Genomic DNA, 24,386 nt, shown 5'->3' with positions numbered 1-24,386 from the left:
ATGTCCTCGGCGACGCTTCCCCTCCAGGCTCTGCTTGCGGTGCTGATGGTCCAGGCTGCCGCCGCGGAGACCATCCCCCTGCCGCAGCCCAAGCCGGAAATCGGCGTCCACACCGACAAGCCGATCGACAAGCCGTTGCCGCAGCCCGCTACCACGGCCGAGCCCGCGCCGCTGCCGTCGGCCGACACGGTCAATCCCGACCGCTTCGGCGCAAAACCCGCCGACGCGGCCTATGGCGCCTTCCAGCGCGGTCTCTACAAGACAGCTTACAATCTGGCATTGGTCCGGGCGCAAAACGGCGATCCGGCGGCGCAGACCTTGGTGGCCGAGATCCTGTCGCGGGGGCTCGGTGTACCGGTCAATTCGGCGCAAGCGGCGAAATGGTACGCGCTGGCCGCCGAACAGGGTGTGCCGGAATCGCAGTTCCAGTATGCGCTGATGCTGCTCGACGGCCGCTATGTCAAAAAGGATGGAAAAGAGGCCTACGCCTTGATGCAGGCCGCCGCCGAAGCCGGCAACCGGCTGGCGCAATTCAATTTCGCGCAGATGCTGGTCCAGCAGGACCCCGGCGACGCCGGCATGGCCAAGGCGGTTTCCTACTATGAGCGCGCCGCCGCGACCGGCCTCGCGGACGCGCAATATGCAATGTCGCAGATCTACGCCAACGGTGTCGGTGGCAAGCCACGTGACGACGCCCAGGCAAGGCGCCTGCTGGCGCAGGCCGCAAGGCAGAACTACGACACCGCGCAGATCGATCTCGCCGCCTGGATGATCGAAGGCCGCGGCGGTGCGCGCGACCTGAAATCCGCCTTCGGCTGGATGAAGCAGGCGGCGGAGGGCGGCAATGTCGCCGCCCAGAACCGCCTGGCCAAGCTCTATATGCAAGGCATCGGCACCGATCCGGACCTTGTGCTTGCCGGCGCCTGGTACGTCGTCGCCCGCCGTGCCGGCCTCATCGACCCACAGATGGATGACTTCCTGCAGGGGCTGGACGACGACCAGACCAAGCAGGCGCTGCAGAAGGCCAACCGGCTGCCTTGACGGCGGTTCTCGCGGTCATTGCAAGTGTAACCTCGGCTCCCCTCGCCCGGCACCGACCTGCCCGCTCCCTTGCCTCTTCTGGCGATTTGTGGTCTTGGGAGCCCGAAATCGCTTTCCCAGCGAACATCCCATACCGACGGCGTGGCCGTTGGCATTATTCCGGATCATCTCATCATGGCCAAGATCAATGGCAACGAAATCCGTCCCGGCTATGTCATCGAGCATGATGGCGGCCTTTGGGTGGCGGTCAGGACCAACACCGTCAAGCCCGGCAAGGGCGGCGCCTACAATCAGGTCGAACTGAAGAACCTCATCAACGGCACCAAGCTCAACGAGCGCTTCCGCTCGGCCGAGACCGTCGAACAGATCCGGCTCGACCTGAAGGATTTTTCCTTCCTCTACGCGCAGGAAGACGCACTGGTGTTCATGGACACCCAGAGCTACGAGCAGCTCGAATTGAACAAGGACTTCGTCGGCGATCGCGCCGCCTTCCTGCAGGACGGCATGATGGTGACGGTCCAGCTCTACGAAGAGCGGCCGATCGGCATTTCGCTGCCCGACTATGTGACGCTGACCATCACCGAGGCCGACCCGGTGGTGAAGGGTCAGACGGCGGCATCGTCCTACAAGCCGGCGATCCTGGAGAACGGCATCCGCGTCCTGGTGCCGCCCTTCATCGGCGCCGGCGAGCGCATCATCGTCGACACCAACGAAATCACTTACGTGCGCCGCGCCGACTGACGCATGTCGCCCAAAAGTGGCCGGGTTCCGGGTCACCGACATGCATCGAGGCAGAATTTAAAGCGCAGCACCGGGAAAAAGCACTATGGCACGCTCAGCCCTTCTCAACGTCATGGTCCAGGCCGCAATGAAGGCCGGCCGCTCGCTGTCGCGCGACTTCGGCGAGGTGCAGAACCTGCAGGTCTCGATGAAGGGCCCCGGCGATTATGTCAGCCAGGCCGACCGCAAGGCAGAGGACATCGTCTTTGCCGAATTGTCCAAGGCTCGGCCCGGCTATTCCTTCCTGATGGAAGAGCGCGGCGTGGTTGAAGGCGACGACAGCCAGCATCGCTGGATCGTCGACCCGCTCGACGGCACCACCAATTTCCTGCACGGCATTCCGCTCTTTGCCGTTTCGATCGCGCTGGAGCGCCAGGGCCAGATCGTCGCCGGCGTCATCTACAATCCGGCGATGGACGAACTCTACACCTGCGAACGCGGGGGCGGCGCCTTCATGAACGACCGCCGCTTGCGCGTCGCCGGCCGCATCAAGCTGGTCGACACCGTGATCGGCTGCGGCATGCCGCATCTCGGCCGCGGCCACCACGGCAATTTCCTGGTCGAACTGCGCAATGTCATGGCCGAGGTTTCCGGCGTCCGCCGCCTCGGCTCCGCATCGCTCGATCTCGCCTATGTCGCCGCCGGCCGCATGGATGGCTTCTGGGAAACCGGCCTGTCGGCCTGGGACATCGCCGCCGGGCTGCTTTTGATCCGCGAGGCGGGCGGCTTCGTCTCCGACATGGATGGCGGCCAGGACATGCTCGACAACGGCTCGGTCGTCGCCGGCAACGAGATCATCCAGCGCGCTTTGCTGAAGGTCGTGAAGAAGCCGCTCTCCTCCCGCTGACAGCCACGCCGCGCTGATGCGCCGCAGTCGCAAAACCGCAATGGAAGCTTGAAATACTGCCCGGCATGCGCCCAAATTGAAGGGCGCGGTGCAGGAACCCGGCTTAGTGAGAGACAACCAACCCTACCCCGATATCCCGTTCATCGGACGCTGGCACTATTCGCGTGCCGAGATGATCGCAGACGGTGTTGTCCACGCGATCGGCATCGTGCTGGCGATCGCGGCAGGGTCGGCACTGCTGGCGCTTGCCGCCTTTCGTGTCGGACCTGGCGAATACATCGCCGCCGCCTTCTACGTGGTTTCGCTGCTCACCGTGCTCTCGGTGTCGATGACCTACAATCTGTGGCCGGTGTCGTCGCCGGCAAAATGGGTGTTGCGGCGTTTCGACCACGCCGCGATCTATCTGCTGATCGCTGCGACCTATACGCCTTTCCTGGCGCAGCTCGAAGGCTCGCCGCTGGCGCGCTGGATGATCGTGCTGGTCTGGACCGCGGCAGTGCTGGGTATTGCCATCAAGGTGTTCTTTCCCGGCCGTTTCGACCGGCTGGCGATCGGTTTCTATCTCGCCATCGGCTGGAGCGGCATCATCCTGGTCAAGCCGCTTGTCCAGACGCTGCCGACGACATCGATAGCGCTGATCGTCGCAGGCGGCATGGTCTACTCCTGCGGCGTCATCTTCTTCGCCTGGAAGGGGCTGCGCTTCCACAACGCGCTGTGGCACGGTTTCGTCGTCACCGGTGCTGGCCTGCATCTGGCCGCCATGGTCGACTGTCTGGTCATCAATCGCTTCTGACATTCTCGACGCGGCAATATTGCCAAGCGCCATTCAATTTGGTCACAATTCCGTTTAGAGTCGCGGTTTACGTGATCGGCGGCGGCATCGGAAACGGGGCACGGATGGCTTTTCTCAGATCCTTCGGCATGGGCAGACGTTCTGATGTCCTGATCTACGACCCGCATAAATTATCGAGCCCGCAGGTCTTTTTGCTCACCATGGTGATCTTCCTGGTCATCGTCGCCTTCATCGCCGCCATCCTCACCCGACAGATCTCAACCGCTTTTGGCAGCAATCCCGGCCTCAATGGCCTGATCGTCGGCGTGCTGGTGGTCGGCATCCTTTTGGCCTTCGCCCAGGTCGGGCGACTGTTTCGCGAAGTGCGCTGGGTCAACTCCTTCCGTGCCGGCTCGGAGACCACCGAACCAGTGCTTCTGGCGCCGATGAAGGCGATGATCGGCCGCTCCTCGGCGACGGCCTTCTCGACCAGTTCGATGCGCACCATGCTCGATTCCATCGCCACCCGCCTCGACGAAAGCCGCGACACCTCGCGCTATCTCGTCGGCCTGCTGGTGTTCCTCGGCCTGCTCGGCACTTTCTGGGGACTGTTGAACACCATCGGTTCGATCCGCGAGACCATCGAATCGCTCGATCCCGGCACCGGTGACGCCGCCGCGGTGCTCGATTCCCTGAAGCAGGGGCTTTCCGCGCCGCTGGCCGGCATGGGCACGGCCTTCTCGTCCTCGCTGTTCGGCCTCTCCGGCTCGCTGGTGCTCGGCTTCCTCGACCTGCAGGCCGGTCGCGCCCAGACACGCTTCTACACCGAACTGGAAAACTGGCTGTCCTCGGTGACCGACCTGTCGTCGGACATCGTCGTCGCCGACCCAGCCAAGACCGAATCCTCCGACGAGATCCGGGTGCTGTCGGAACGGCTGCGCTCGATGCAGGAGAATGGCGGCGGCTCCAACCCGCGCGTCGCCACCGCCATGGCCAATCTCGCCGACGGCATTTCCGGCCTGGTCAAGAACATGCGCTCGGAACAGCAGATCATGCGCGACTGGGTCGAAGCCCAGTCCGACGAGCAGAAGGCGATGCGCAACACGCTGGAAAAGATCGCCGATGCCCTGAAGAAGCCCGGAGTTCACTGAAGTGGCACTCGCCAGGGGCCGGCGCACCGATCGCCGCATCGACTACTGGCCGGGTTTCGTCGACGCGCTGTCGACGCTGCTTTTGGCCATCATGTTCCTGCTCACGGTCTTCGTGCTGGCGCAGTTCCTGCTGGGACGCGAAATCTCCGGCAAGGATACGGCACTCTCGCGCCTCAACTCGCAGATCAACGAGCTGACCCAGTTGCTGGCGCTGGAGCGCTCGACGGCGCAGGACAAGGATGATTCACTGGCCAATCTGCAGGCGTCGCTGTCAGCCGCGCAAGCGGAAAGGAGCCGGCTCCAACAGTTGCTGGCGCAAGGCGCCGGTGCCGGCGACGCCGCCAACCAGCGCGCCGCGGCGCTCGGCGGCGAACTCGACAGCCAGCGCCAGATCAGCCAGCAGGCGCTGAGCCAGGTCGAGATCCTCAACCAGCAGATCGCGGCACTGCGCAAGCAGATCGGCGCGCTCGAGGATGCGCTCAACGTCTCCGAAATCCGCGACCGCGATTCAAACACCAAGATCGCCGACCTCGGCCGTCGCCTCAACGTCGCACTGGCACAGCGCGTGCAGGAGTTGAACCGCTACCGCTCCGACTTCTTCGGCCGCTTGCGCGAAATCCTCGCCGACCGCGAGAACATCCGTATCGTCGGCGATCGCTTCGTCTTCCAGTCGGAAGTGCTGTTCCCGACCGGCTCTGAGGTGATCAACGATGCCGGCAAGGTCGAGATGAAGAAGCTCGCCGACGCCATCATCGAGTTGCAGAAGGAAATCCCGCCCGAGATCAACTGGGTGCTGCGCGTCGACGGCCACACCGACAACAAGCCGCTCTCCGGCGCCGGCCGCTACCGCGACAATTGGGAGCTGTCGACGGCGCGTTCGACCTCGGTGGTGAAATTCCTGATCGAAAACGGCGTGCCTGCCAACCGGCTCGTAGCCGCCGGTTTCGGTGAGTTCCAGCCGCTCGACCCCGCCGACACTGAAGAGGCGCGCAATAAGAACCGCCGTATTGAACTGAAGCTCACCGAACGTTGATCTAAAATCACGCGAACTTGTTCGCCGGCTCAACTCTAGGGCGCAGATAGAGGCCGACAAGGCCTGAAAAGATTATCTTTTTTTAATTACACATTGTCGCAGGGCGATCCTAGCTTGCCGACCGGGCCGAGAACCGCCGGCGATGAACCCCCTCATCGCGACGCGACGGAACCGGACGGCCCAAGGCCGGAAGGCAGGCGGACAACCGCCGCCTTCCTCTACAAGAGGAGACGCGTGATGCGCTCTTTCAAGACCTCGCTTAGAACTGCTACACTCACGGCGTTCCTCATCGCCGTTCCGCTTGCCGGCGCCTATGCCGCGGGCCATCACAAGGGCGCTCTCGACGCGGCCGATCCGACCGACATGACTGGCCCGCGTGTCGAGGCGCTTATGGCACAGGTGCAGGGCGTCCGGCAGGGCATCGTGGACGCAAGACAGGCCAACAACATCACCCCGGCCGTGGCGGAACGACTGGAAATGCGCACGGCCCACATCGGTCAGGCGGCAGAGAAAGTCGCCGCGTCCGATCACGGCAGGATACCGGCCGCGCAATATCATGACCTGCTGCGCCGGCTCGACAATGTCGACCAGCGCCTGAGGGTCGATACTGGCAGCGGTTTCCTGATGGGCGACGGCGACGACGGCGGCAACTACCCGAACGGCTGAGACCACAGCGGCTGAAACGGTCCAAGAGGAAGGGACCACCTGGCGCTTTCGGGAGCCATCCCGCGGGCGTCCTTTTACCAGCCCAGCCAGACCGCGATCAGCGCGGCAATCGCCGGCGCGGTCTGGATAAACAGGATTTTGCGGCCAACCGTTGCCGCGCCATAGAGGCCGGCAACAGCCACGCACAGCAGGAAGAAAACCTTGACCTGGAAACCGGCCGCCCCGAGGTAAAGCCCCCAGATGAGGCCGGCGGCGAGGAAACCGTTATAGAGCCCCTGATTGGCGGCGAGCACTTTCGAGGCACTGGCGAATTCCGGGGTCAGGTTGAAAGCCTTGTGTCCGCGCGGCGTGTCCCACAGCACCATCTCCAGATAGACGATGTAGGCATGGATCAAGGCCACCAGCCCGACAAGGATGTTGCCGATCATTTTTTTCCCCCTTGATGTGTTGCCGGCAGCATTTCATGCGCGGCCTCGCCTGCGCAAGGTGCATCTGCCGGACGGCATCCGAGGGTTGCCAACGCATTTGCGTTGGTGTCTTTTCGCGCCGTCCCCAATCACGGAAGCCGCCATGTCCTTTCAGAAACTCGATGACCTCGGCCACAAGCTCGAAGCGCTTGAGCATGCGCTGGCCATCCTCGGCGCCGACGAGGCCACCCACATGGCTGTCGGCGGTGGCGAGAAACGTGCCGAGGCGATGTCGGCACTGGCCGGCATGTATCACACCAGGGCAACGGCGCCGGAGATAGCGGACTGGATCGCCGCGGCCGAGCAGGAAGCGTTGGGTGAAGAGCAGCGCACTGCGGTCTCGGAACTGCGGCGGCAATACACCAACCTGACCTGCCTGCCGGTCGAATTTGTCGAACGCCAGACGACCGCGCGCATGCGTTGCGAGCAGCTGTGGCGCGGCCTGCGCGCCAAGAACGACTGGGCGAGCTTCCAGCCGGCGCTGGAGGGCGTCGTGGCGCTGGTGCGCGAGGAGGCGGCGCTGCGTGCCGATGTGCTCGGCCTCGCCCCCTATGACGCGCTGATGGAGCAATACGACCCCGGCAACCGCACCGCCGACATCACGCCTGTGTTCACCGACCTGAAGGCTTTCCTGAAAGGTTTCGTGCCGGAGGCGCTGGCTATCCAGGACGCACGGCTGCGCAAGCGCCCGCTGAAGCCGCTCTCAGGCACCTATGCGATCGACCGGCAGCGCGAGCTCGGCCTTGCCATGATGGCGGCGGTCGGCTTCGACCTGACACACGGGTCGCTGTCGGTGTCGCACCACCCTTTCTGCGGAGGCGTGCCGAGCGACGTGCGCATCACCACCCGCTACAAGACTACAGACTTCCTGTCGGCGCTGATGGGCGTACTGCACGAGACCGGCCATGCGCTCTACGAGCAGAACCTGCCGAAGGCATGGTCGCACTGGCCGCTCGGCAAGGCGCGCGGCATGGCCGTGCATGAAAGCCAGAGCCTGTTCGTCGAGAAGCAGCTCGGCCGCAACCCGGCCTTCTGGCGCTGGGCGCTGCCGGTGGTCGAAAAGCATCTCGGCGAAGCCTGGTCGCTCGACGACATCCTGCCGCATGTGCATCGCGTCGAGCGCGGCCTGATCCGTGTCGATGCCGACGAGGTGACCTATCCCCTGCATGTCATCCTGCGCTACGAACTGGAGCAGGAACTCGTCGCGGGCCGGCTGGAGGTGGGTGATCTGCCCGAAGCCTGGGACGCCAAGATGCGTGACTATCTCGGCCTCTCCACCATCGACAACCCCGCCGACGGACCGATGCAGGACGTGCACTGGCCGGGTGCGGCCTTTGGCTATTTCCCATCCTACACGCTGGGCGCGATGATGGCGGCGCAGCAATGGGCGGCGCTGACGCGGGATCATCCTGCCGCCGACGAGGATCTCGCCAAAGGCAATTTCGAGGCGATCAACGACTGGCGCCGCGAAAAAATCTGGTCGCAGGGATCACGCTGGTCGACGCCGGACCTGCTCGAACGCGCCACCGGCGAAAAGCTCAACGCTACCTATTTCGTGAACCATCTGAAGCAGCGATACGGAGCCGTATAGCGGCTTGCCGGCACAGCGGCAGATGTTTCTGCCTACTCAGCCGCGCCCCTGAAAGCACTGGCGCCGGTTTCGAACTGCAGCTTGGCCAGCCGCGCATAGATGCCGCCCTTGGCGACAAGGCTTTGATGCGTGCCTTCCTCGACGATCGAGCCGCCATCCATGACCAGGATCCTGTCGGCCTTCAGCACCGTTGCCAGGCGGTGGGCGATGACGATCGTGGTGCGGCCCTGCATCAGCCGTTCCAGCGCCGTCTGCACCAGCGTCTCGCTTTCGGCGTCGAGGGCGGAGGTGGCCTCGTCGAGCAGCAGGATCGGGGCGTCGCGCAGGATGGCGCGGGCGATCGCAACCCGCTGGCGCTGGCCGCCTGACAGCGTCACGCCGCGCTCACCGACCTGGCTGTCATAGCCTTTTTCCAGCTTGAGGATGAATTCATCGGCAAGCGCATCCTTCGCCGCCGTCTCGATTTCGGCCTTGCTGGCTCCCGGCCGGCCGAAACCAATATTGTCACGCGCGCTTGCCGCGAAAATGGTGACGTCCTGCGGCACGATCGCGATGCGCTGGCGGACCGAAACGGGATCGGCCTCACGCACATCGACGCCATCGATCAGGATCTTGCCTGTTTCGGGATCGTAGAAGCGCAGGATCAGCGAAAACACCGTGCTCTTGCCGGCCCCTGACGGCCCGACGATCGCCACCGTCTCGCCCGGCATGACCTGAAAGCTCAAGCCATGCACGGCGGCGCGGTCGGGCCTCGCCGGGTAGGAGAAGGAGACATTGTCGAAGGCGATCGCGCCCTTGGCGACGGCCGGCAGCGGCTTCGGATCGGCGGGAGCCTGGATCGCCGGCTTCTCGGCCAGGATCTCGGTCAGCCGTTCGGCGGCGCCCGCCGCTTGCGCAAGCTCGCCCCAGACTTCCGACAGGGCGCCCAGCGCGCCGGCGGCGAACACCGAATAGAGCAGGAACTGACCGAGCGTACCGGGCGATATCGAGCCTTCGAGCACGTCGCGCGAGCCAAACCACAGCACCGCCACGACGGACGAGAAGATGGTGAAAATGGCGAAGAAGGTAAGGAAGGAGCGCGCGAAGATCGAGGAGCGTGCCGCCTCGAAAGCGGCTTCCACGGCAGCCGAGAAATGCCCGGTAACCAGCTTCTCATTGGTGAAGGCCTGCAGCGTGCGCACCGCGCCTATCTGCTCGCTGGCATAGGCGGTGGCATCGGCCAGCGTATCCTGCGCCTGGCGTGATTTGCGCCGCACCGAACGGCCGAAAGCGACCAGCGGCAGCACGATGACAGGAATGGCGGCAATGACGAGGCCCGACAGTTTCGGGCTGGTGATGACCATCATCCCCACCGCGCCGAGACCAAGGATGACATTGCGCAGCGCCACCGAGGCCGTGGCTCCGACCGCCGACTTGACCTGCGTCGTGTCGGCGGCAAGCCGCGACACGATCTCGCCGGACTGGGCGGTGTCGAAGAAGGCAGGCGACAGCGTCGTCACATGGGCAAACACATCGCGCCGGATGTCGGCGACGACGCGCTCGCCCAGCGTGATGACGAAATAGTAGCGGCCGGCCGATGCCGCCGCCAGCAGGGCAGCCATCGCCACCAGGGCGGCGAAATATTCGGCAATGAAGGTGGTGCTGGACGACGAGAAACCATGATCGATCATGCGTCGCACCGCCAGCGGCAGCGCCAGCGTGGTTGCCGCCGCGATGACCAGCGAGATGATGGCGCCGACGACCAGTGTGCGATAGTGCGTGATGTAGGGGAACAGGCGCCGGAGCGGCTTGAGCGAGCGCCGGCGCTCGTCTGCGCTGCTGATTTGCGCCATCCCGATGTTTCCTCCAGCCGCCCTTGGGGTCTGCGCCTCAATATGCGCTTGCCGCGGCCTTGTGATTCAATTCCGGCTGATGTATAGGCTCGCCGACCGTTTTAGAAGCCGTGGCTCCTCAATAGCTGCGGCTTCGAGTTTTAAAAAGGGGCGCATCGACGCAGGCTTATGCCCGTCGGCAGCGCCGGCAAGCCAGGAACCGAACCCATGAAGACCGACATCCATCCCGATTACCACACCATCAAGGTCGTCATGACCGACGGCACCGAATACACGACCCGTTCGACCTGGGGCAAGGAAGGCGATACGATGAACCTCGATATCGACCCGACCACTCATCCGGCCTGGACCGGCGGCCAGCAGACCCTGCTCGACCGCGGCGGCCGCCTGTCGAAGTTCAAGAAGCGTTTCGAAGGTTTCGGCATCTAAGCTCGACGACCTTTACGCAGATCGAAAACCCGCCCTTGTGGCGGGTTTTTGTTGACCACGGGCAGCCTTGGTGGAACGCAATGGTTCTCGGAGGGCAAGATGTTTATTCTCGACGACGATCGATGTTCCAGCCTTAAAGGCGGATACAAGGTGGCCTACGATCCTCGACCGGCCTTGCGAACACTGGCCCTTCGCTATGATGACAAAACGGTCTGGGACGAGCTTTGGAATGAGTTGCATCATCAGGGGGATGTTGGAGACGCGTCTTACGCAGCGGTCGTTGAAATCGTTCGCATCTCCGAAGGTCACGCTCCGGCTTATTGGGGTGCCTATGGTCTGGCCGCAACCATCGAAGAAGCGCGCCTACTCGACGACCGGAACCCGAAGATTCCTGCTTGGATCGAACCGCATTACAGGGCAGCGTGGCGAACGCTTCTGCATTTGGCATTGCGGGATCTGGCAACTTCCACCGATGACGAGACGGTGAACTGCGCATTGTCCGTCGTCGCGCTTTGTCGCGGCCGGTTCAATCTCGGCCGCATGGCGATGTGCACAGAAGATGAACGCGGCGAAATGCTGAAGGACTATTTTGGCCGCTAGTGCACTGTCCTACTCGGCCAGCAATTCTCGCAACGCCATGCGCTTATACGCGGCGACCAGCCTGTCGCCCTCCAGCCGATCGACCGAGATCGCCAGCCGCATGGCGGCTTCGCCCATTTGCCAGATCAGGAACGCCGTCGTTTCCAGCGCCACCGGATCGGCGTCGGGCCGCAACCGTTTGAGCACGGTGGTCAGAAACTCGGCATTGGCCCGGCTGTCGGCGAGTTCAAGTTGACGCAGCGCCTTGTCGGCCTGCGTGCCCGACCAGATATCGCGCATCACCGGTTCGGCCAGGAACAGCCCGTAGTAGATATCGACCAGTTCCGAAAACGCCCGGCCGAGCCCTTCGGCGTCCCTGACACCAGCCAGTGCTGCCGAAATGCAGGACTGGCTTTCGGCGGTGTAGCGCTCGGCCAGCGCCCAGATGATCGCCCGCTTGTCCGGAAAGAACTGGTAGAGCGACCCGATCGACACCCCGGCCCGTTCCGCCACCTCTCCCATGCGCATGGCGTCGCTGCCTTGCTCGGCGATCAGCGCTGAGGCGGCAGTCAGCATGCGCTCGACCCGCTCGCGGCTGCGCTGCTGGCTGGGCGCCCGGCGCGGCGAAGCAATCTGCTCCCGCGCGGAAACCGGCGCGGCCGTGTCTTCCATGACTGACTCCAATGCCAGCAAAATCGCTTGACTCGCAAAATACGAGGGTTTATCACATTTTGCAAATGTGAGGATTATTCATATTTTAAACAGAGGAAACGGTTATGACTGACCCGACAACCAAACCAATTCTGATCCTCGGCGGCACCGGCAAGACCGGCCGCCGTCTCGCCGAGCGGCTGACGGCGCACGACCTGCCGGTGCGGATCGGCTCGCGCTCCGGTACACGGCGCTTCGACTGGGAAGTCCCAGCGACCTGGGGACCGGCAATGCAAGGCGTCAGCGCCGTCTACATCAGCTACTATCCCGACATCGCCGTGCCGGGCGCCGCTGAAACCGTCGACGCCTTCGCCAGGCTCGCGGTGCAAAACGGTGTCACCCGACTGGTGCTGCTGTCGGGGCGCGGCGAAACGGAAGCCCAGCGCGCCGAAGAGATGCTGAAGGCCTCGGGCGCCGACTGGACCATCCTGCGCTGCGCTTGGTTCTCGCAGAACTTCAGCGAAGGCTTCTTCACCGGGTCCCTGGCTGAAGGCGAAGTGGCGTTGCCGATCGGCAATGTCGGCGAGCCCTTTGTCGATGCCGACGACATCGCCGACGCCGCCTTTGCCGTGCTGACGGAGCCAGGCCATGTCGGCCAGCTCTATGAGTTGACCGGGCCGCGGCTGCTGAGCTTCGCAGACGCGGTCGCCGAGATTGCCAAGGCGGCCGGACGCGACATCCGCTTTGTCAGGATCTCGCATGACGAATTCACTGCCGCAGTAGCCGCGCATGAGCTGCCGCCCGAATTCGGCTGGCTGCCCAATGAGCTGTTCACCCAGGTGCTCGACGGCCGCAACGAGTCGTTCACCGACGGCGTCCAGCGCGTGCTTGGTCGCCAGCCAAGAGACTTCTCCGCCTACGCAACGCAAACCGCCGCAACCGGCATCTGGAGCAACTGACATGATCGCGAAGCTTCTCCCCACCCTCATCTTCATCGCCGCAATCGGCTCAGGCGTCGTCGGCGGCGTCTTCTTTGCTTTCTCCAGCTTCGTCATGCCGGGCCTCGCCCGCCTGCCAGCCGCAAGCGGCATTGCCGCGATGAATTCCATCAACGTCACAGCGGTGACGCCGCTGTTCATGACGGCGCTGTTCGGCACGGCGCTCGTCTGCATTGTTGTCGCCATCGGTGCGGCGATCGGCTGGAGCCAGCCGGGCTCGCTCTGGCTGATTGCCGGCAGTCTGCTCTATCTCATCGGCATCGTGGTGGTGACGATGATCTTCAACGTGCCGCTCAACGATGCCCTGGCCGCCATCGATCCGGCAAGCGGCAACGGTGCAAGCCTATGGTCGCGCTACCTCAATGAATGGGTGATGTGGAACCATGTCCGCACCATCAGCGGCATAGCCGCGCTGGCATCCTTCTGGTTCGCCACGCGTTGACGACGATGGATGGAGCGACCGATGAAGGATCAATACGCAAATATGGCCTTCGGCATGGCCATCGGAGTTGATCGGCACCGCTCTGGATGATCTGCCGATGGGCGTTGCCGTGGGTATTGCGATTGGCGCCGCTGTCGGTGCGTGGCGACGCAAGTGACGGCAGCGCTGGCGACCCCTATGCCTTTGTCTTCCGATCGGAATGGCCGAGGTCGCGGTCCGGATCAATGACATCGCGGACCAGTTGCTTCAGTTTGGCCGCGTCCGGAAAGCCGCCGTCGCGCTTGCGGTCCCAGACAAGCACGTCATTGCAGGAAATGGTGAAGATGCCGCCGGTGCCCGGCACCAGCGTCACCTCGCCCAGATCGGTGCCGAAGGTCGACAGCAGCTCCTGCGCCATCCAGCCGGCGCGCAGCAGCCACTGACACTGCGTGCAATAGGTGATGCGGACGACCGGCAACGGCTTTTCGCTCGTGGCGGGTATAGCTCCGCTCATTTCGGACTGAGCTTCGCTCATGCCGCGCTGAGCTTGGCCATGGTCTCGTCGTCGACTTCGAAGTTGGCGTAGACGCTCTGGACGTCGTCGTCATCCTCGAGCGTGGCGACCAGCTTCATCAGCGACTGTGCCCGCTCCTCATCGACCGGAACGTTGTTTTGCGGCCGCCAGATCGGCTTGACCGATTCAGCCTCGCCGAGCGCGCCTTCCAGCGCCTTCGACACTTCTCCCATGTTCTCGAAGCCGCAATAGATGGTATGGCCTTCCTCGTCCGATTCTACATCGTCGGCACCGGCTTCGATCGCCGCATCCATGATCTTGTCGGCGCTGCCGGCCGATGCCGGATAATAGATCTCGCCGACGCGGTCCCACATGAACGACACCGAGCCCGTTTCGCCCATCGCGCCGCCGGCCTTGGTGAAGGCGGCGCGCACATTGGATGCCGAACGGTTGCGGTTGTCGGTCAGCGCCTCGACAATGACGGCGACGCCGCCCGGGCCATAGCCCTCATAGCGCACGGCTTCGTAGTTCTCGGCATCGCCCATCGAGGCCTTGTTGACGGCGCGTTGGATGTTGTCCTTCGGCATCGACACCGCCTTGGCGTTCTGGATCGCCAGCCGCAAGCGAGGGTTCATCGATGGATCGGGCGTCCCGCTTTTGGCGGCGACGGTGATTTCGCGCGCCAGCTTGGAAAACATTTTAGACCGCACCGCATCCTGGCGGCCCTTGCGGTGCATGATGTTCTTGAACTGTGAATGGCCAGCCATGGTGTCGTCTTCTCGGCTAGAGCATCCCGAAGCGAAGTGATCTGACCTCGTTTCCGCAATGCCCGAATTCAAAATTTCAGAGCGTCTCAGGTGCACCTCGTGGAAGCACGGCGTTCTCTGTCGGAATGGCCGGCTTATAGATAAATCGGCTCAATTCGTCCAGCCGCACCGCGCATGCGGCGTAAGACATGACCTGCTGCGGCCGCTCATGCCTCGAGGTCCGACTTCAGCCGGTCGATGATGCTGAGGGCATGCCCGGCATACTGGCTGATCCAGCGGTCGTGGATCTGCTTGATCGGCAGCGCGTTGAGATGGTTCCAGCGCTCGCGGCCGTCGCGCCGCGCAACGATCAGATCGGCCTCCTCCAACACCTTGAGATGCAGCATCACGGTGCAGCGATCGATGTCGGGAAAGGCCTCGCACAGCATGCCGGTCGTCTTCGGCGTGTCCTTCAGCTGATCCAGCATTTCACGCCGGCGCGGGTGCGCCAGCGCCTTGAAAACATTGTCGTCTTGCGATCGGCTTGACATGTTATGTTTTTATAACATATCGTTGGACCGATCAAGGGAAGGAGTTGTGGATATGTCACTTGGATTCAGTGTTTCCGGACGCATCGGCAAGCCGGTCGCCGAGGTCTTCGACGCGGTCGTCAATCCGAAGAAACTGAGCGGCTATTTCACCACGATCGGCGGCGCCAGCGCCCGGCTGGAAGCCGGCGCCGGCGTCGTCTGGTGGGGCAAGGTGCCGGTCGAGGTCGACGAAGTGGTCAAGGACAGCCGTATCGTGCTGCGCTGGGATGCCACCGACGCCGACGGCAAGCCGGCCTACAAGACCCGCATCGAGATGAATTTCGAGCCGCTCGACGATGGCGGCACCTTCGTCACCATCGCCGAGAGCGGTTGGCAGGAAGGCGCGGTCGGCCTGAAGAAGTCCTACCTCAATTGCGAGGGCTGGTCGCAGATGCTGGCCTGCATGAAGGCCTATGTCGAATACGGCATCAATTTGCGAGACGGCTACTACCGCAGCGAGATGAAGGGCGAACCCGCCAACGAGACCAATATTTGAGCGACCCGATATCCGAGCAACAGAAGGAAGATGGAGACCTTGCGATGACGAAAGTATCGCCATTCCTGATGTTCGAGGGCAAGGCCGAAGAGGCAATGACCCTCTATTGCGAGACCATTCCCGGCAGCAGCGTCCTTGACGTCACACGCTACGGCCCCGGCGAAGACGGCCCGGACGGGACGGTCAAGCTTGCGCGCGTGTCGATCGCCGGCCTGGAAGTCATGATCTTCAATAGCCCCGTCCACCACGCTTTCACCTTCACGCCGTCGGTCTCGCTGTATGTGGACTGTTCCGCCGAGGACGAACTGGACCGGATTGTCGAGACACTGGGCAAGGACGGCGCGTTCCTGATGCCACCGGACAATTACGGCTTCAGCCGCCGTTTCGCATGGCTCGACGACAGGTTCGGGGTCTCCTGGCAGATCAATCTCGCATGACCAGCCTGAGCAAAGGCGACAACAGCAGAACACGACAACGGAGCCAGCTATGACCACGAAAATCACCGGCGGCATCAACATCGCCATGAAGGTACCGCCGCACCAATATAAGGCGACGATCGCCTTCTACCGCGACGTTGTCGGCCTGAAGCCGTTCACGGACAAGGCGCCCGCCATTGGCTTCGAATTAGGCCCCAACCGCCTGTGGATCGATGAGGCGCCGATGATGAGCCAGGCCGAGGTGTGGCTGGAACTATTCACCGACAATTTTTCGACGGCCGCGGATCATCTGGCCAAGGCCGGTGTTGTGCGCTGCGACGTCATCGAGCCCCTGGGTGAGGGCTTTCGCGGCGGTTGGATCGCCAACCCGGCCAACATCGTCCACATGCTGCGCGAGCCGGACGCCTGGTGAGCGCCAAGCCACGAGGGAGCATCCCATGGACATCCACGAAAAGCCGACCGCCGAAGCCGGCATGCTGATCCGGCGGCCTGTCGCCGATGTATTCGAGGCCATCGTCGATCCGGCCATCACCACGAAATTCTGGTTCACCCATGGCAGCGGCCGGCTGGACAGCGGCAAGCAAGTCCTCTGGGAGTGGCGCATGTACGGTGTCTCGACGACCGTCAACGTCAGCGAGATCGTCGCGAATGAAAAGATCGTCATGCAATGGAGCGATCCGCCGACCACGGTGGTCTGGACCTTCACCGAAATGCCCGACGAGACGACCTTTCTCGAGGTTCGCAATTTTGGCTTCGCCGGGGATGGCGACGAGCAGGTGAAAGAGGCCGTCGGCTCAACCGGCGGCTTCACGCTGGTGCTGGCCGGCGCCAAGGCGTGGCTGGAACAGGGCCTGACGCTCGGCCTGATCGGCGACCGTCACCCGAAGGGCGTGCCAGGACATTAGGTATTCAGGGTCTGCCTCAATGCCCGCCGCCCGACTTCTTACGTCGCCGCGCCAGCATGTTGAGCCCCTCGACCAATGCCGAAAAGCCCATCGCCGCATAGATGTAGCCCTTGGGCACATGGTAGCCCATGCCGTCTGCGATCAGCGTCATGCCGATCATCAGAAGGAAGCCCAGCGCCAGCATGACGATGCTCGGGTTCTTGGCGATGAAGTTGGCCAGCGGCCCGGCCGCCAGCATCATCACGGTGACCGCGACGATCACGGCGATGTACATGATGGCGATCTCGTCGGTCATGCCGACGGCGGTGATGATCGAATCGATCGAGAAGACCAGGTCGAGCAGCAGGATCTGGAAGATCGCGCCGGCAAGGCTGATCTGCAGCGTCTCGCCCATCATCGTATCCTTGTGGTCGTCGGGATCGACGGTGTGATGGATCTCCTTGGTCGCCTTCCAGACCAGGAACAGGCCGCCGGCGATCAGGATCAGGTCGCGCCAGGAAAAACCGTGGCCGAAGGCCGTGAACACCGGCGTGGTCAGCTGGACGATGATCGAAATGGTGGCCAGCAGCACCAGCCGCATGATCAGGGCCGCCGAGATGCCGAGCCGGCGGGCACGGGCCCGTTGTGCTTCCGGCAGCTTGTTGGTCAGGATCGAGATGAAGATCAGATTGTCGATGCCGAGCACGACCTCGAGCACAATCAACGTCAGCAGCGCGACCCAAGCCGTCGGGTCGGAAACAAATTGAAAATGCGGCGCCAGGAATTCGATGAGCTGCATGGAGGTCGTCCCCTCTTTTAACGATCTAGAGCAGTGTCGCCGGCAGTTAGGTACTAAGCGTGCCTATATCAATGTCACGACCAGAAGGACGGTGCGGTTTCCTCCAGCCGTGGCCCGCGACGAAACGGCGCAATCCGCTCGGTCAGCCCTGTGCGGTCTGAAATATCGACGCCGACGCCGCACAAGGTCGCCGGTCCGGTCGCCGCCTCGAAGCGGCCTTTCGGCACCTTCGACAGGAACCGGTTGAGCGGCTCCTCCTTGTCCATGCCGAGCGAGGAATCATAGTCGCCGCACATGCCGGCGTCGGACATATAGCCGGTACCGCCGTTGAGGATCTGGTGATCGCCCGTCGGCTGGTGGGTGTGGGTGCCGATGACGAGGCTGGCGCGGCCGTCGACGAAATGCGCGAAGCACATCTTTTCCGAGGTCGCCTCGGCGTGGAAGTCGATAATCACGGCATCCGCCTGCTCGCCGAGCGGACAGGCGGCAAGCTCGCGTTCGCCTGCCTGGAAGGGATCGTCGAGCTCGGGATGCATGAACACCCGGCCCATGATGTTGGCGACCAGCACGCGCGCGCCGCTCCTGGCGATATAGACACCGGAGCCGCGCCCGGGCGTGCCCTTGGGAAAGTTGGAGGGACGCAGGAAGCGCTCTTCGCGCGGCGCGAAGGCGAGCGCGTCGCGCTGGTCCCAGACATGATTGCCGGTGGTGACGACATCCGCACCGGCCGCGATCGTCTCGCGAAAGATCTCTTCGGTGATGCCGAAGCCGCCGGCGGCGTTCTCACCATTGACGATGACGAAATCGAGTTTGAAGTCGGAGATCAGTCCGGGCAGCTGTTCCCACACCGCCGTGCGTCCTGTCTTGCCAACCATGTCACCGAGGAAGAGAAGTCTCATATGATCCCGCACCGAAGGTCAGCGAAAGCTGCATGGCGCCAGTGAAGATCATGCGCCCCTTGTACTTATCTACAATTTTGGCGCGAAGCGGCGCAACCCGCTCTCGGTGAGTATTTCCGCGATGACGACGTCGTGCGCCTCATCCGGCACCTGCGCCACCTCCTGGCAGTCGAAGGCGATGCCGATCAGCCGCGGCGGCTGTCCCTTGTCGATCAGCTTGGCGATGGCGCGGTCGTAATAGCCGGCACCATAGCCGATGCGATGGCCGCGTGCATCGAAAGCGGCAAGCGGCACCAGCATCACAGAGGGGTCGAGCACCTCGGCTTCCTCGTGAGGGCCGACCGTGCCGAAACCCATCTCGACCATCGGCGCGCCGCGCACCAGTTCGCGAAAGACAATGGTGGTCTTGTCGAGAATGGCCGGCAGGCAAAGCCGCGCGCCCTTTTCGCGCAAGGCAAACATCAGCGGCCGAACGTCGACTTCCGAACGCATCGGCCAGAAGCCGGAAACGATCTGGCCCGGCTCGACATGGAGGTGATCGCGTGCCGTCTCGGCCATTTCAAGCGCGACCTCCACCCGCCAGAACTCATCGAGCGCATCGCGGCGTCCGAGGGCCTCACGGCGAAGCTGCTTTTTCAGGTCTTTGAGAGAGGTCATTCAGCCAGGGTAGAATTTGGGAGCGACGTTTTCCACCGCAATCATCCACCGAAATGCGGGACGCGTGGCAATAAGTGACGATCCACACAACCGGTGGAGAGAGCGATCCCGGGAACCTACAAAGTAGGTGGGCGCCGTGTGAGAAAACCCACGGGTCTTCCCAGGGACAGCTCCCTAAGGATCGTTAAGGCCCCGGGGAAAATGTTCTCCTGCCGGGAAGCACAGACCGTCCCGCCCAATATAGGCTGCCGGCCGGCTAAGCGCCAGTGAGACGGGCATATGTTTCCATCAGGGTTCAAGGCCATTCGCCGCGGCCGGCGCACCCTTGCACAGGGTGAGCCGCGTCCTTACGGTTGCCATGACCAACCGAGGAGCAAGAATGCGTTTCGAAGGCACGGCGGCCTATGTCGCCGACAAGGATCTGATGGTGGCAGTCAACGCGGCGATCGCGCTGGAGCGGCCCTTGCTGGTCAAGGGCGAGCCAGGCACCGGCAAGACGGAACTCGCCCGCCAGGTGGCTGCTGCACTCGGCCTCGACCTCATCGAATGGCACGTCAAGTCGACGACGCGGGCGCAGCAGGGCCTGTACGAATATGATGCCGTCTCGCGGCTGCGCGACAGCCAGCTTGGCGACGAGCGCTTCAACGACATCAGGAACTACATCAAACGCGGCAAGCTCTGGGAGGCGTTCGCCGCCGGCAGGAAGGTCGTGCTTTTGATCGACGAGATCGACAAGGCCGACATCGAATTCCCCAACGACCTCCTGCAGGAACTCGATCGGATGGAGTTCTTCGTCTACGAGACCGGCGAAACCATCCGCGCCGCCGTCAGGCCGATCGTCATCATCACCTCCAACAACGAGAAGGAACTGCCGGACGCGTTCCTGCGCCGCTGCTTCTTCCACTACATCCGCTTTCCCGACGTCGACACGCTGCACAAAATCGTCGACGTCCACTATCCCGGCATCAAGCAGAACCTGGTGCGCGCGGCGCTGACCCAGTTCTACGAAATCCGCGACGTGCCCGGCTTGAAGAAGAAGCCGTCGACCTCCGAGGCGCTCGACTGGATAAGGCTGCTGGTCGCCGACGATATCGCGCCGGAAGATCTGCGCGCCGATCCGAAGAACGCCCTGCCCAAGTTGCATGGCGCATTGCTGAAGAACGAGCAGGACGTGCATTTGTTCGAGCGGCTGGCCTTCATGGCACGAAGGCAGCAATAGGGCAGCAGCAGCGCTTTCCCTCCTGTGGACCGTTGCCCGCAGCCGAACAGGCAGGCAGCTTCGGCCAAACCTTCAGAGGAGATGACATGTCTGAGATTATCGTCCGCCCGCTCGTGCAGTCCGACCACGCCGACTGGCGGCGGCTGTGGACCGACTACCTCACCTTCTATGAGACGAAGCTGCCGGAAGAGGTCTACGCCATCACCTGGAAGCGGCTGTTCACCGAGAGTGAATTCGAGCCGAAAGGCTTCATCGCCACGCTCGACGGCAAGGCCGTCGGCCTCACCCACTATCTCTACCACCGCTCAGGCTGGTCGGAAAAAAACAACTGCTATCTGCAGGACCTGTTCGCCGACCCTGACGTGCGCGGCAAAGGCGTTGGTGCTGCGCTGATCAAGGCGGTGAAAGAGGAAGCCGACAAAGTCGGCGTCAAGAACGTCTACTGGATGACGCACGAAACCAACACCACCGCGCGCAAACTCTACGACCATGTCGCGCGCCGCACCGGCTTCATCGAGTATGATCTGCTGTAGATAGACAATGTTCATCCCCTTCTTCCTCGAACTGAAGGCCGCGCGTGTTCCCGTTTCGCTCAGGGAATATCTGTCGCTGCTGGAGGGGCTGGAAGCCGGGCTGGTCGACTACGACGTCGAAGGCTTTTATTACCTCGCCCGTGCGGCGTTGGTGAAGGACGAGCGCCATATCGACCGCTTCGACCAGGTGTTTGCCCATGTCTTCAAGGGCATCGAAGCACTGGGCGGGCCGGATGCCGTCGATGTCGCCAATATCCCCGAGGAATGGTTGCGCCGCCTCGCCGAAAAGCACCTGAGCGACGAAGAGAAAAAACTGGTCGAAGCGCTGGGCGGTTTCGAGAAACTGATGGAGACATTGAAACAGCGGCTGCAGGAGCAAAAAGGCCGCCACCAGGGCGGCTCGAAATGGATCGGCACCGGCGGCACGTCGCCCTTCGGCGCCTATGGCTACAATCCCGAAGGTGTGCGTATCGGCCAGCATGAAAGCCGCAACCGCCGCGCGGTGAAGGTGTGGGACAGACGTGAGTTCAGGAATTTCGATGATGCCGTCGAACTCGGCACCCGCAACATCAAGATCGCGCTGAAGCGCTTGCGTCGCTGGGTGCGCGAAGGCGCCGAGGAGGAATTCGACCTGCCCGGCACCATCCACGCCACCGCCGAACATGGCTATCTCGACGTGCAGACGCGGCCCGAGCGGCGAAACGCGGTGAAGCTTTTGATGTTCTTCGATGTCGGCGGCTCGATGGACGACCACATCAAGAGCGTCGAGGAGCTGTTCTCGGCCGCCCGCGCCGAATTCCGCCAGCTCGAATATTTTTATTTCCACAACTGCCTCTATGAGGGCGTGTGGAAGGACAATCGCCGCAGGCATGCCGAGGTGATTCCGACCTTCGACCTGCTCCACAAATATGGGCCGGACTACAAGGTGATCGTCGTCGGCGACGCGTCGATGAGCCCCTACGAGATCGCTCACCCCGGCGGTTCGGTCGAGCACTGGAATCCGGAGGCAGGCAGCGTCTGGCTCGGCCGCCTGCTGCAGCAATGGCCGAACGCGGTATGGCTGAACCCCGAAGACCCCAGGAACTGGGGCTACACCCATTCGATTGCGATGATCCGCGACATCTTCGGCGGCCGCATGTTCCCGCTGACTTTGGCCGGGCTTGAGGGCGCGACCAAGCAGCTTTCAAGAAAGCATTAGTTGTCAGAGGTGCGGAACCATCACCTCAGAGACCATCAATCGTGAAAGTTGGCGCCGCCCCTCACTGTCCTGCCGGACATCTCTCCCCGTAAACGGGGCGAGAGGGCCTGGCCGCAACGCCGGCGCCCTTTCTTGCAACGCTGACAATTGGCGAAATCGCGGACGACAGGGCCCCTCGCCCCGTTTACGGGGAGAGGATGCCGGCAGGCAGGTGAGGGGCGGCGCAGACGCCTGAAGAAGGGGGAATTCAACCTTGGAACGTCAGACACTGGGCAGTCGTGTAACAAATGCCTATCTTGACGCGAATATCCGGTTGCAATCAACAACGAGCCGGCAAGGCTGAGGAGATCACATGGACACCCATACCTACCCCGTAACCCGCACCGACGCCGAATGGCGCGCCCGGCTGACGCCGGAGCAGTATGCCGTCATGCGCGGCCACGGCACCGAACGGCCGGGAAGCTGCGCCTTGCTCTACGAGAAGCGCGCCGGCACCTTTTCCTGCGCCGGCTGCGACCAGCCCTTGTTCGAATCCAAGCTGAAGTTCGAGAGCGGCACCGGCTGGCCGAGCTTCAACGACCCGGTGCCGGGCTCGGTCGAAAACACCGTCGACCGCAGCTACGGCATGGTTCGCACCGAATGTCATTGCGCCCGCTGCGGCAGCCATCTCGGCCATGTCTTCGAGGACGGCCCGCCGCCGACCGGCCTGCGCTATTGCATCAACGGGGTGGCGCTGAAATTCGAGCCTTCGGCCTGAGCCATCCGGGTTCGACACTATGAAAGGGCGGCATCTGTCGCCCTTTTCGTTTAAGTATCCGTTGCCCCCCTCTGGGCAGACGATCAGACCACGATCATCGCCACCAGCCACAGCGTAGCGCCCAACGTCATCATCCAGGCCTTGGCCCCGGAAATCTTTTCGGTGGTCCGCCACACCGCCAAGGTCAGGAACAGGCTGTAGGGCACCGACGCGAAATGCACTGCCAGCACAAGCCCGAGCGGCAACTTCAGTCCGAGCAAGACGAGCGCCAGCACGGATGCGGCGATGCTGACCGCAGTGCCGACGAGGACAAGGTCGCGCCAGAACAGCCGGTCGAGCGGCACCTGGCCTTGCCAGCGTGAGCGGAAAAAGGAGCCGATACCCTCTGGCAACACCGGATGTCTATCCCTGCCTCAGGACTTCGGTTACCGCGCGCTCGATACGCGAGCATTCGGTCACCAGCCAGTCGGCCATGGCTGGCCAGTTGTCCTCGGCATAGCAGTTCACCCGCCACATCGAATTGATGCCGAGGTCCTCGCAACTCTGTTCCGGCCTGAGCTTCAGCCTGGCTTCGATATCAGGCTGAAACGGTTTCAACCGCGACCACGCCTGCGTGGCGCCGAACTTCTCGTTGCGACCGAAGAAGACGCCGACCTGGCTCTGCGCCGGCGCGACATACATGGAAAGAACCAAGGCGAAGTCGGGCAGCCCACGCTGCCAGAACCAGGGTCCGCGCCTCGCCATCAGAGCCCTTTCTTCCGGATGCCGCTCGGCGAACAGCGTCCAGAAGCCGCGCTGGCGGAATTCAGAGGCGCGGCGGGCGCCGAAGTCGAATTCGCTCATGGCTCGATGCTCGCTTCGGCATCATGCTCGGCCCGAGACTGTTTCGAAATTCGCTCTGGCGAGTCATATGGTGGTGGTTTCGAGAACCGGAGCGGAGCGTACTTAAAGTACGCGAGCACCGGAAGCGCAGAAAACGCCAACAGATGGCCGCCAGAGTAGAATTTCCAGACAGTCTCTACACCATACCGAGTGCGGCCTTGTACAGATCGAGGATGGTTTCCTCTTCCTGACGCTCGGCCTGGTCCTTCTTGCGCAGCCGGATGATCGTGCGCATCGCCTTGGTGTCGAAGCCGGTGCCCTTGGCCTCGGCGAACACTTCCTTGATATCGTCGGAAATGGTTTTCTTCTCCTCCTCGAGCCGCTCTATGCGCTCGATGAAGGCACGCAGCTGGCCGGCGGCAACAGTCTGGCTGGTATCGGTGATATCGTCGGCCATATTTTTCTCCACATCGTTTCTGCGCCGCGACTCGGGATGCATGCAGCGGCGAATTGAGCGGGCTCGATGCCCGACCGGCGGCGGCGGGTCAAGCTGTTATCGATGATCGAACTGACGCTG

Annotated in this window: 32 protein-coding genes and 1 other RNA gene; 20 read left to right on the top strand and 13 right to left on the bottom strand. The window is 62.9% G+C overall.

Annotated elements, in window-relative coordinates:
- The 7 genes from EOB80_RS10990 to EOB80_RS10960 all read left to right on the top strand — a co-directional run bounded on the left by EOB80_RS10990 (nt 1) and on the right by EOB80_RS10960 (nt 6,290).
- The gene (locus EOB80_RS10990; RefSeq protein WP_127270840.1) at nt 1-1,041 is read left to right on the top strand and encodes a tetratricopeptide repeat protein; all 1,041 of its coding nucleotides are present in this window, start codon (nt 1-3) and stop codon (nt 1,039-1,041) included.
- 174 nt (nt 1,042-1,215) lie between these two features.
- Nucleotides 1,216-1,782, top strand: coding sequence for an elongation factor P (gene efp, locus EOB80_RS10985; RefSeq protein ID WP_013529127.1), 567 nt, complete (start codon nt 1,216-1,218; stop codon nt 1,780-1,782).
- A gap of 85 nt (nt 1,783-1,867) precedes the next feature.
- Nucleotides 1,868-2,668, top strand: a complete 801-nt coding sequence (locus EOB80_RS10980; protein WP_127327626.1) for an inositol monophosphatase family protein — start codon at nt 1,868-1,870, stop codon at nt 2,666-2,668.
- A 106-nt stretch (nt 2,669-2,774) separates the two neighbouring features.
- Nucleotides 2,775-3,461, top strand: a complete 687-nt coding sequence (locus EOB80_RS10975) for a hemolysin III family protein (RefSeq protein ID WP_164762582.1) — start codon at nt 2,775-2,777, stop codon at nt 3,459-3,461.
- 104 nt (nt 3,462-3,565) lie between these two features.
- Nucleotides 3,566-4,591 (top strand): MotA/TolQ/ExbB proton channel family protein, encoded by a 1,026-nt coding sequence (locus EOB80_RS10970; protein ID WP_027037204.1) that lies wholly within the window; start codon nt 3,566-3,568, stop codon nt 4,589-4,591.
- A gap of 1 nt (nt 4,592) precedes the next feature.
- On the top strand, nt 4,593-5,624 hold the full coding sequence (locus EOB80_RS10965) for a peptidoglycan -binding protein (protein WP_127327624.1): 1,032 nt from the start codon (nt 4,593-4,595) through the stop codon (nt 5,622-5,624).
- 237 nt (nt 5,625-5,861) lie between these two features.
- Nucleotides 5,862-6,290, top strand: a complete 429-nt coding sequence (locus tag EOB80_RS10960) for a hypothetical protein (protein ID WP_127327623.1) — start codon at nt 5,862-5,864, stop codon at nt 6,288-6,290.
- Nucleotides 6,291-6,364: 74 nt separating this feature from the next.
- Here EOB80_RS10960 and EOB80_RS10955 read toward each other — a convergent pair whose 3' ends face one another.
- Nucleotides 6,365-6,718, bottom strand: a complete 354-nt coding sequence (locus tag EOB80_RS10955) for a DUF1304 domain-containing protein (protein ID WP_127327622.1) — start codon at nt 6,716-6,718, stop codon at nt 6,365-6,367.
- Nucleotides 6,719-6,860: 142 nt separating this feature from the next.
- Here EOB80_RS10955 and EOB80_RS10950 point away from each other — a divergent pair, with 142 nt between their 5' ends.
- Nucleotides 6,861-8,348, top strand: a complete 1,488-nt coding sequence (locus EOB80_RS10950) for a carboxypeptidase M32 (protein WP_127327621.1) — start codon at nt 6,861-6,863, stop codon at nt 8,346-8,348.
- A gap of 32 nt (nt 8,349-8,380) precedes the next feature.
- Here the strand turns inward: EOB80_RS10950 and EOB80_RS10945 are convergent, their stop codons facing one another.
- The gene (locus tag EOB80_RS10945) at nt 8,381-10,180 is read right to left on the bottom strand and encodes an ABC transporter transmembrane domain-containing protein (protein ID WP_127327620.1); all 1,800 of its coding nucleotides are present in this window, start codon (nt 10,178-10,180) and stop codon (nt 8,381-8,383) included.
- A gap of 207 nt (nt 10,181-10,387) precedes the next feature.
- On the opposite strand from EOB80_RS10945, the gene rpmE reads away from it, so the two are divergent.
- Together rpmE and EOB80_RS10935 are read left to right on the top strand one after the other, a co-directional pair.
- A complete protein-coding gene (rpmE, locus tag EOB80_RS10940; RefSeq protein ID WP_013529118.1) occupies nt 10,388-10,609 on the top strand; it encodes a 50S ribosomal protein L31 in 222 nt (73 codons plus the stop codon).
- Nucleotides 10,610-10,660: 51 nt separating this feature from the next.
- Complete coding sequence (locus EOB80_RS10935; protein WP_245466329.1) at nt 10,661-11,209, top strand: hypothetical protein; 549 nt, start codon at nt 10,661-10,663, stop codon at nt 11,207-11,209.
- 9 nt (nt 11,210-11,218) lie between these two features.
- Here the strand turns inward: EOB80_RS10935 and EOB80_RS10930 are convergent, their stop codons facing one another.
- Nucleotides 11,219-11,860, bottom strand: a complete 642-nt coding sequence (locus EOB80_RS10930) for a TetR/AcrR family transcriptional regulator (protein ID WP_127327619.1) — start codon at nt 11,858-11,860, stop codon at nt 11,219-11,221.
- A gap of 104 nt (nt 11,861-11,964) precedes the next feature.
- On the opposite strand from EOB80_RS10930, the gene EOB80_RS10925 reads away from it, so the two are divergent.
- Together EOB80_RS10925 and EOB80_RS10920 are read left to right on the top strand one after the other, a co-directional pair.
- Complete coding sequence (locus tag EOB80_RS10925) at nt 11,965-12,798, top strand: NAD(P)H-binding protein (RefSeq protein ID WP_127327618.1); 834 nt, start codon at nt 11,965-11,967, stop codon at nt 12,796-12,798.
- Nucleotide 12,799: 1 nt separating this feature from the next.
- The gene (locus tag EOB80_RS10920) at nt 12,800-13,279 is read left to right on the top strand and encodes an anthrone oxygenase family protein (protein ID WP_127327617.1); all 480 of its coding nucleotides are present in this window, start codon (nt 12,800-12,802) and stop codon (nt 13,277-13,279) included.
- Nucleotides 13,280-13,454: 175 nt separating this feature from the next.
- On the opposite strand, the gene EOB80_RS10910 is transcribed toward EOB80_RS10920, so the two are convergent.
- The 3 genes from EOB80_RS10910 to EOB80_RS10900 all read right to left on the bottom strand — a co-directional run bounded on the left by EOB80_RS10910 (nt 13,455) and on the right by EOB80_RS10900 (nt 15,069).
- Entirely contained in the window at nt 13,455-13,772 is a 318-nt protein-coding gene (locus EOB80_RS10910; RefSeq protein ID WP_164762581.1) for a SelT/SelW/SelH family protein, read from the bottom strand.
- 17 nt (nt 13,773-13,789) lie between these two features.
- Entirely contained in the window at nt 13,790-14,539 is a 750-nt protein-coding gene (locus EOB80_RS10905) for a YebC/PmpR family DNA-binding transcriptional regulator (RefSeq protein ID WP_127327615.1), read from the bottom strand.
- A gap of 206 nt (nt 14,540-14,745) precedes the next feature.
- Nucleotides 14,746-15,069 (bottom strand): helix-turn-helix domain-containing protein, encoded by a 324-nt coding sequence (locus EOB80_RS10900; protein WP_127319142.1) that lies wholly within the window; start codon nt 15,067-15,069, stop codon nt 14,746-14,748.
- Nucleotides 15,070-15,121: 52 nt separating this feature from the next.
- On the opposite strand from EOB80_RS10900, the gene EOB80_RS10895 reads away from it, so the two are divergent.
- Genes EOB80_RS10895 through EOB80_RS10880 form a run of 4 tightly spaced genes read left to right on the top strand, consistent with a single transcriptional unit; the run spans nt 15,122 to nt 16,946 of the window.
- Nucleotides 15,122-15,604 (top strand): SRPBCC domain-containing protein, encoded by a 483-nt coding sequence (locus EOB80_RS10895; RefSeq protein WP_127327614.1) that lies wholly within the window; start codon nt 15,122-15,124, stop codon nt 15,602-15,604.
- A gap of 44 nt (nt 15,605-15,648) precedes the next feature.
- On the top strand, nt 15,649-16,041 hold the full coding sequence (locus EOB80_RS10890) for a VOC family protein (RefSeq protein WP_127327613.1): 393 nt from the start codon (nt 15,649-15,651) through the stop codon (nt 16,039-16,041).
- 49 nt (nt 16,042-16,090) lie between these two features.
- Nucleotides 16,091-16,453 carry a hypothetical protein gene (locus EOB80_RS10885; protein WP_127327612.1) on the top strand — a complete coding sequence of 121 codons (363 nt, stop codon included), beginning with the start codon at nt 16,091-16,093 and terminating at the stop codon, nt 16,451-16,453.
- 25 nt (nt 16,454-16,478) lie between these two features.
- Nucleotides 16,479-16,946, top strand: coding sequence for an SRPBCC family protein (locus EOB80_RS10880; protein WP_127327611.1), 468 nt, complete (start codon nt 16,479-16,481; stop codon nt 16,944-16,946).
- 16 nt (nt 16,947-16,962) lie between these two features.
- On the opposite strand, the gene EOB80_RS10875 is transcribed toward EOB80_RS10880, so the two are convergent.
- From EOB80_RS10875 to ssrS, 4 genes are all read right to left on the bottom strand, one after another.
- Nucleotides 16,963-17,724 carry a TerC family protein gene (locus EOB80_RS10875; RefSeq protein ID WP_127269216.1) on the bottom strand — a complete coding sequence of 254 codons (762 nt, stop codon included), beginning with the start codon at nt 17,722-17,724 and terminating at the stop codon, nt 16,963-16,965.
- A gap of 74 nt (nt 17,725-17,798) precedes the next feature.
- Nucleotides 17,799-18,623, bottom strand: coding sequence for a YmdB family metallophosphoesterase (locus tag EOB80_RS10870; protein WP_127319132.1), 825 nt, complete (start codon nt 18,621-18,623; stop codon nt 17,799-17,801).
- Between the two features lie 69 nt (nt 18,624-18,692).
- The gene (locus EOB80_RS10865) at nt 18,693-19,280 is read right to left on the bottom strand and encodes a 5-formyltetrahydrofolate cyclo-ligase (RefSeq protein ID WP_127327610.1); all 588 of its coding nucleotides are present in this window, start codon (nt 19,278-19,280) and stop codon (nt 18,693-18,695) included.
- Between the two features lie 75 nt (nt 19,281-19,355).
- Nucleotides 19,356-19,511, bottom strand: a non-coding RNA gene (gene ssrS / locus EOB80_RS10860) — 6S RNA.
- Between the two features lie 148 nt (nt 19,512-19,659).
- Between ssrS and EOB80_RS10855 the strand changes: the two genes are divergently transcribed.
- The 4 genes from EOB80_RS10855 to msrB all read left to right on the top strand — a co-directional run bounded on the left by EOB80_RS10855 (nt 19,660) and on the right by msrB (nt 22,987).
- On the top strand, nt 19,660-20,499 hold the full coding sequence (locus EOB80_RS10855) for a MoxR family ATPase (protein ID WP_027037221.1): 840 nt from the start codon (nt 19,660-19,662) through the stop codon (nt 20,497-20,499).
- Nucleotides 20,500-20,585: 86 nt separating this feature from the next.
- The gene (locus tag EOB80_RS10850) at nt 20,586-21,032 is read left to right on the top strand and encodes a GNAT family N-acetyltransferase (RefSeq protein WP_127327609.1); all 447 of its coding nucleotides are present in this window, start codon (nt 20,586-20,588) and stop codon (nt 21,030-21,032) included.
- Nucleotides 21,033-21,039: 7 nt separating this feature from the next.
- Entirely contained in the window at nt 21,040-22,230 is a 1,191-nt protein-coding gene (locus tag EOB80_RS10845) for a VWA domain-containing protein (RefSeq protein ID WP_127327608.1), read from the top strand.
- A 352-nt stretch (nt 22,231-22,582) separates the two neighbouring features.
- Entirely contained in the window at nt 22,583-22,987 is a 405-nt protein-coding gene (gene msrB, locus EOB80_RS10840; protein WP_127270383.1) for a peptide-methionine (R)-S-oxide reductase MsrB, read from the top strand.
- Between the two features lie 83 nt (nt 22,988-23,070).
- Here the strand turns inward: msrB and EOB80_RS10835 are convergent, their stop codons facing one another.
- The 3 genes from EOB80_RS10835 to EOB80_RS10825 all read right to left on the bottom strand — a co-directional run bounded on the left by EOB80_RS10835 (nt 23,071) and on the right by EOB80_RS10825 (nt 24,266).
- Nucleotides 23,071-23,382 carry a hypothetical protein gene (locus EOB80_RS10835; RefSeq protein ID WP_127327607.1) on the bottom strand — a complete coding sequence of 104 codons (312 nt, stop codon included), beginning with the start codon at nt 23,380-23,382 and terminating at the stop codon, nt 23,071-23,073.
- 7 nt (nt 23,383-23,389) lie between these two features.
- On the bottom strand, nt 23,390-23,830 hold the full coding sequence (locus tag EOB80_RS10830; RefSeq protein ID WP_127327606.1) for a hypothetical protein: 441 nt from the start codon (nt 23,828-23,830) through the stop codon (nt 23,390-23,392).
- Nucleotides 23,831-24,005: 175 nt separating this feature from the next.
- Nucleotides 24,006-24,266, bottom strand: coding sequence for a DUF2312 domain-containing protein (locus EOB80_RS10825; RefSeq protein WP_013529099.1), 261 nt, complete (start codon nt 24,264-24,266; stop codon nt 24,006-24,008).
- Between the last annotated feature and the right edge of the window lie 120 nt (nt 24,267-24,386).

The organism is Mesorhizobium sp. M7A.F.Ca.MR.245.00.0.0, assembly GCF_003997415.1.
Lineage (GTDB): Bacteria > Pseudomonadota > Alphaproteobacteria > Rhizobiales > Rhizobiaceae > Mesorhizobium.
This window is presented reverse-complemented; position numbering and strand designations above follow the sequence as displayed.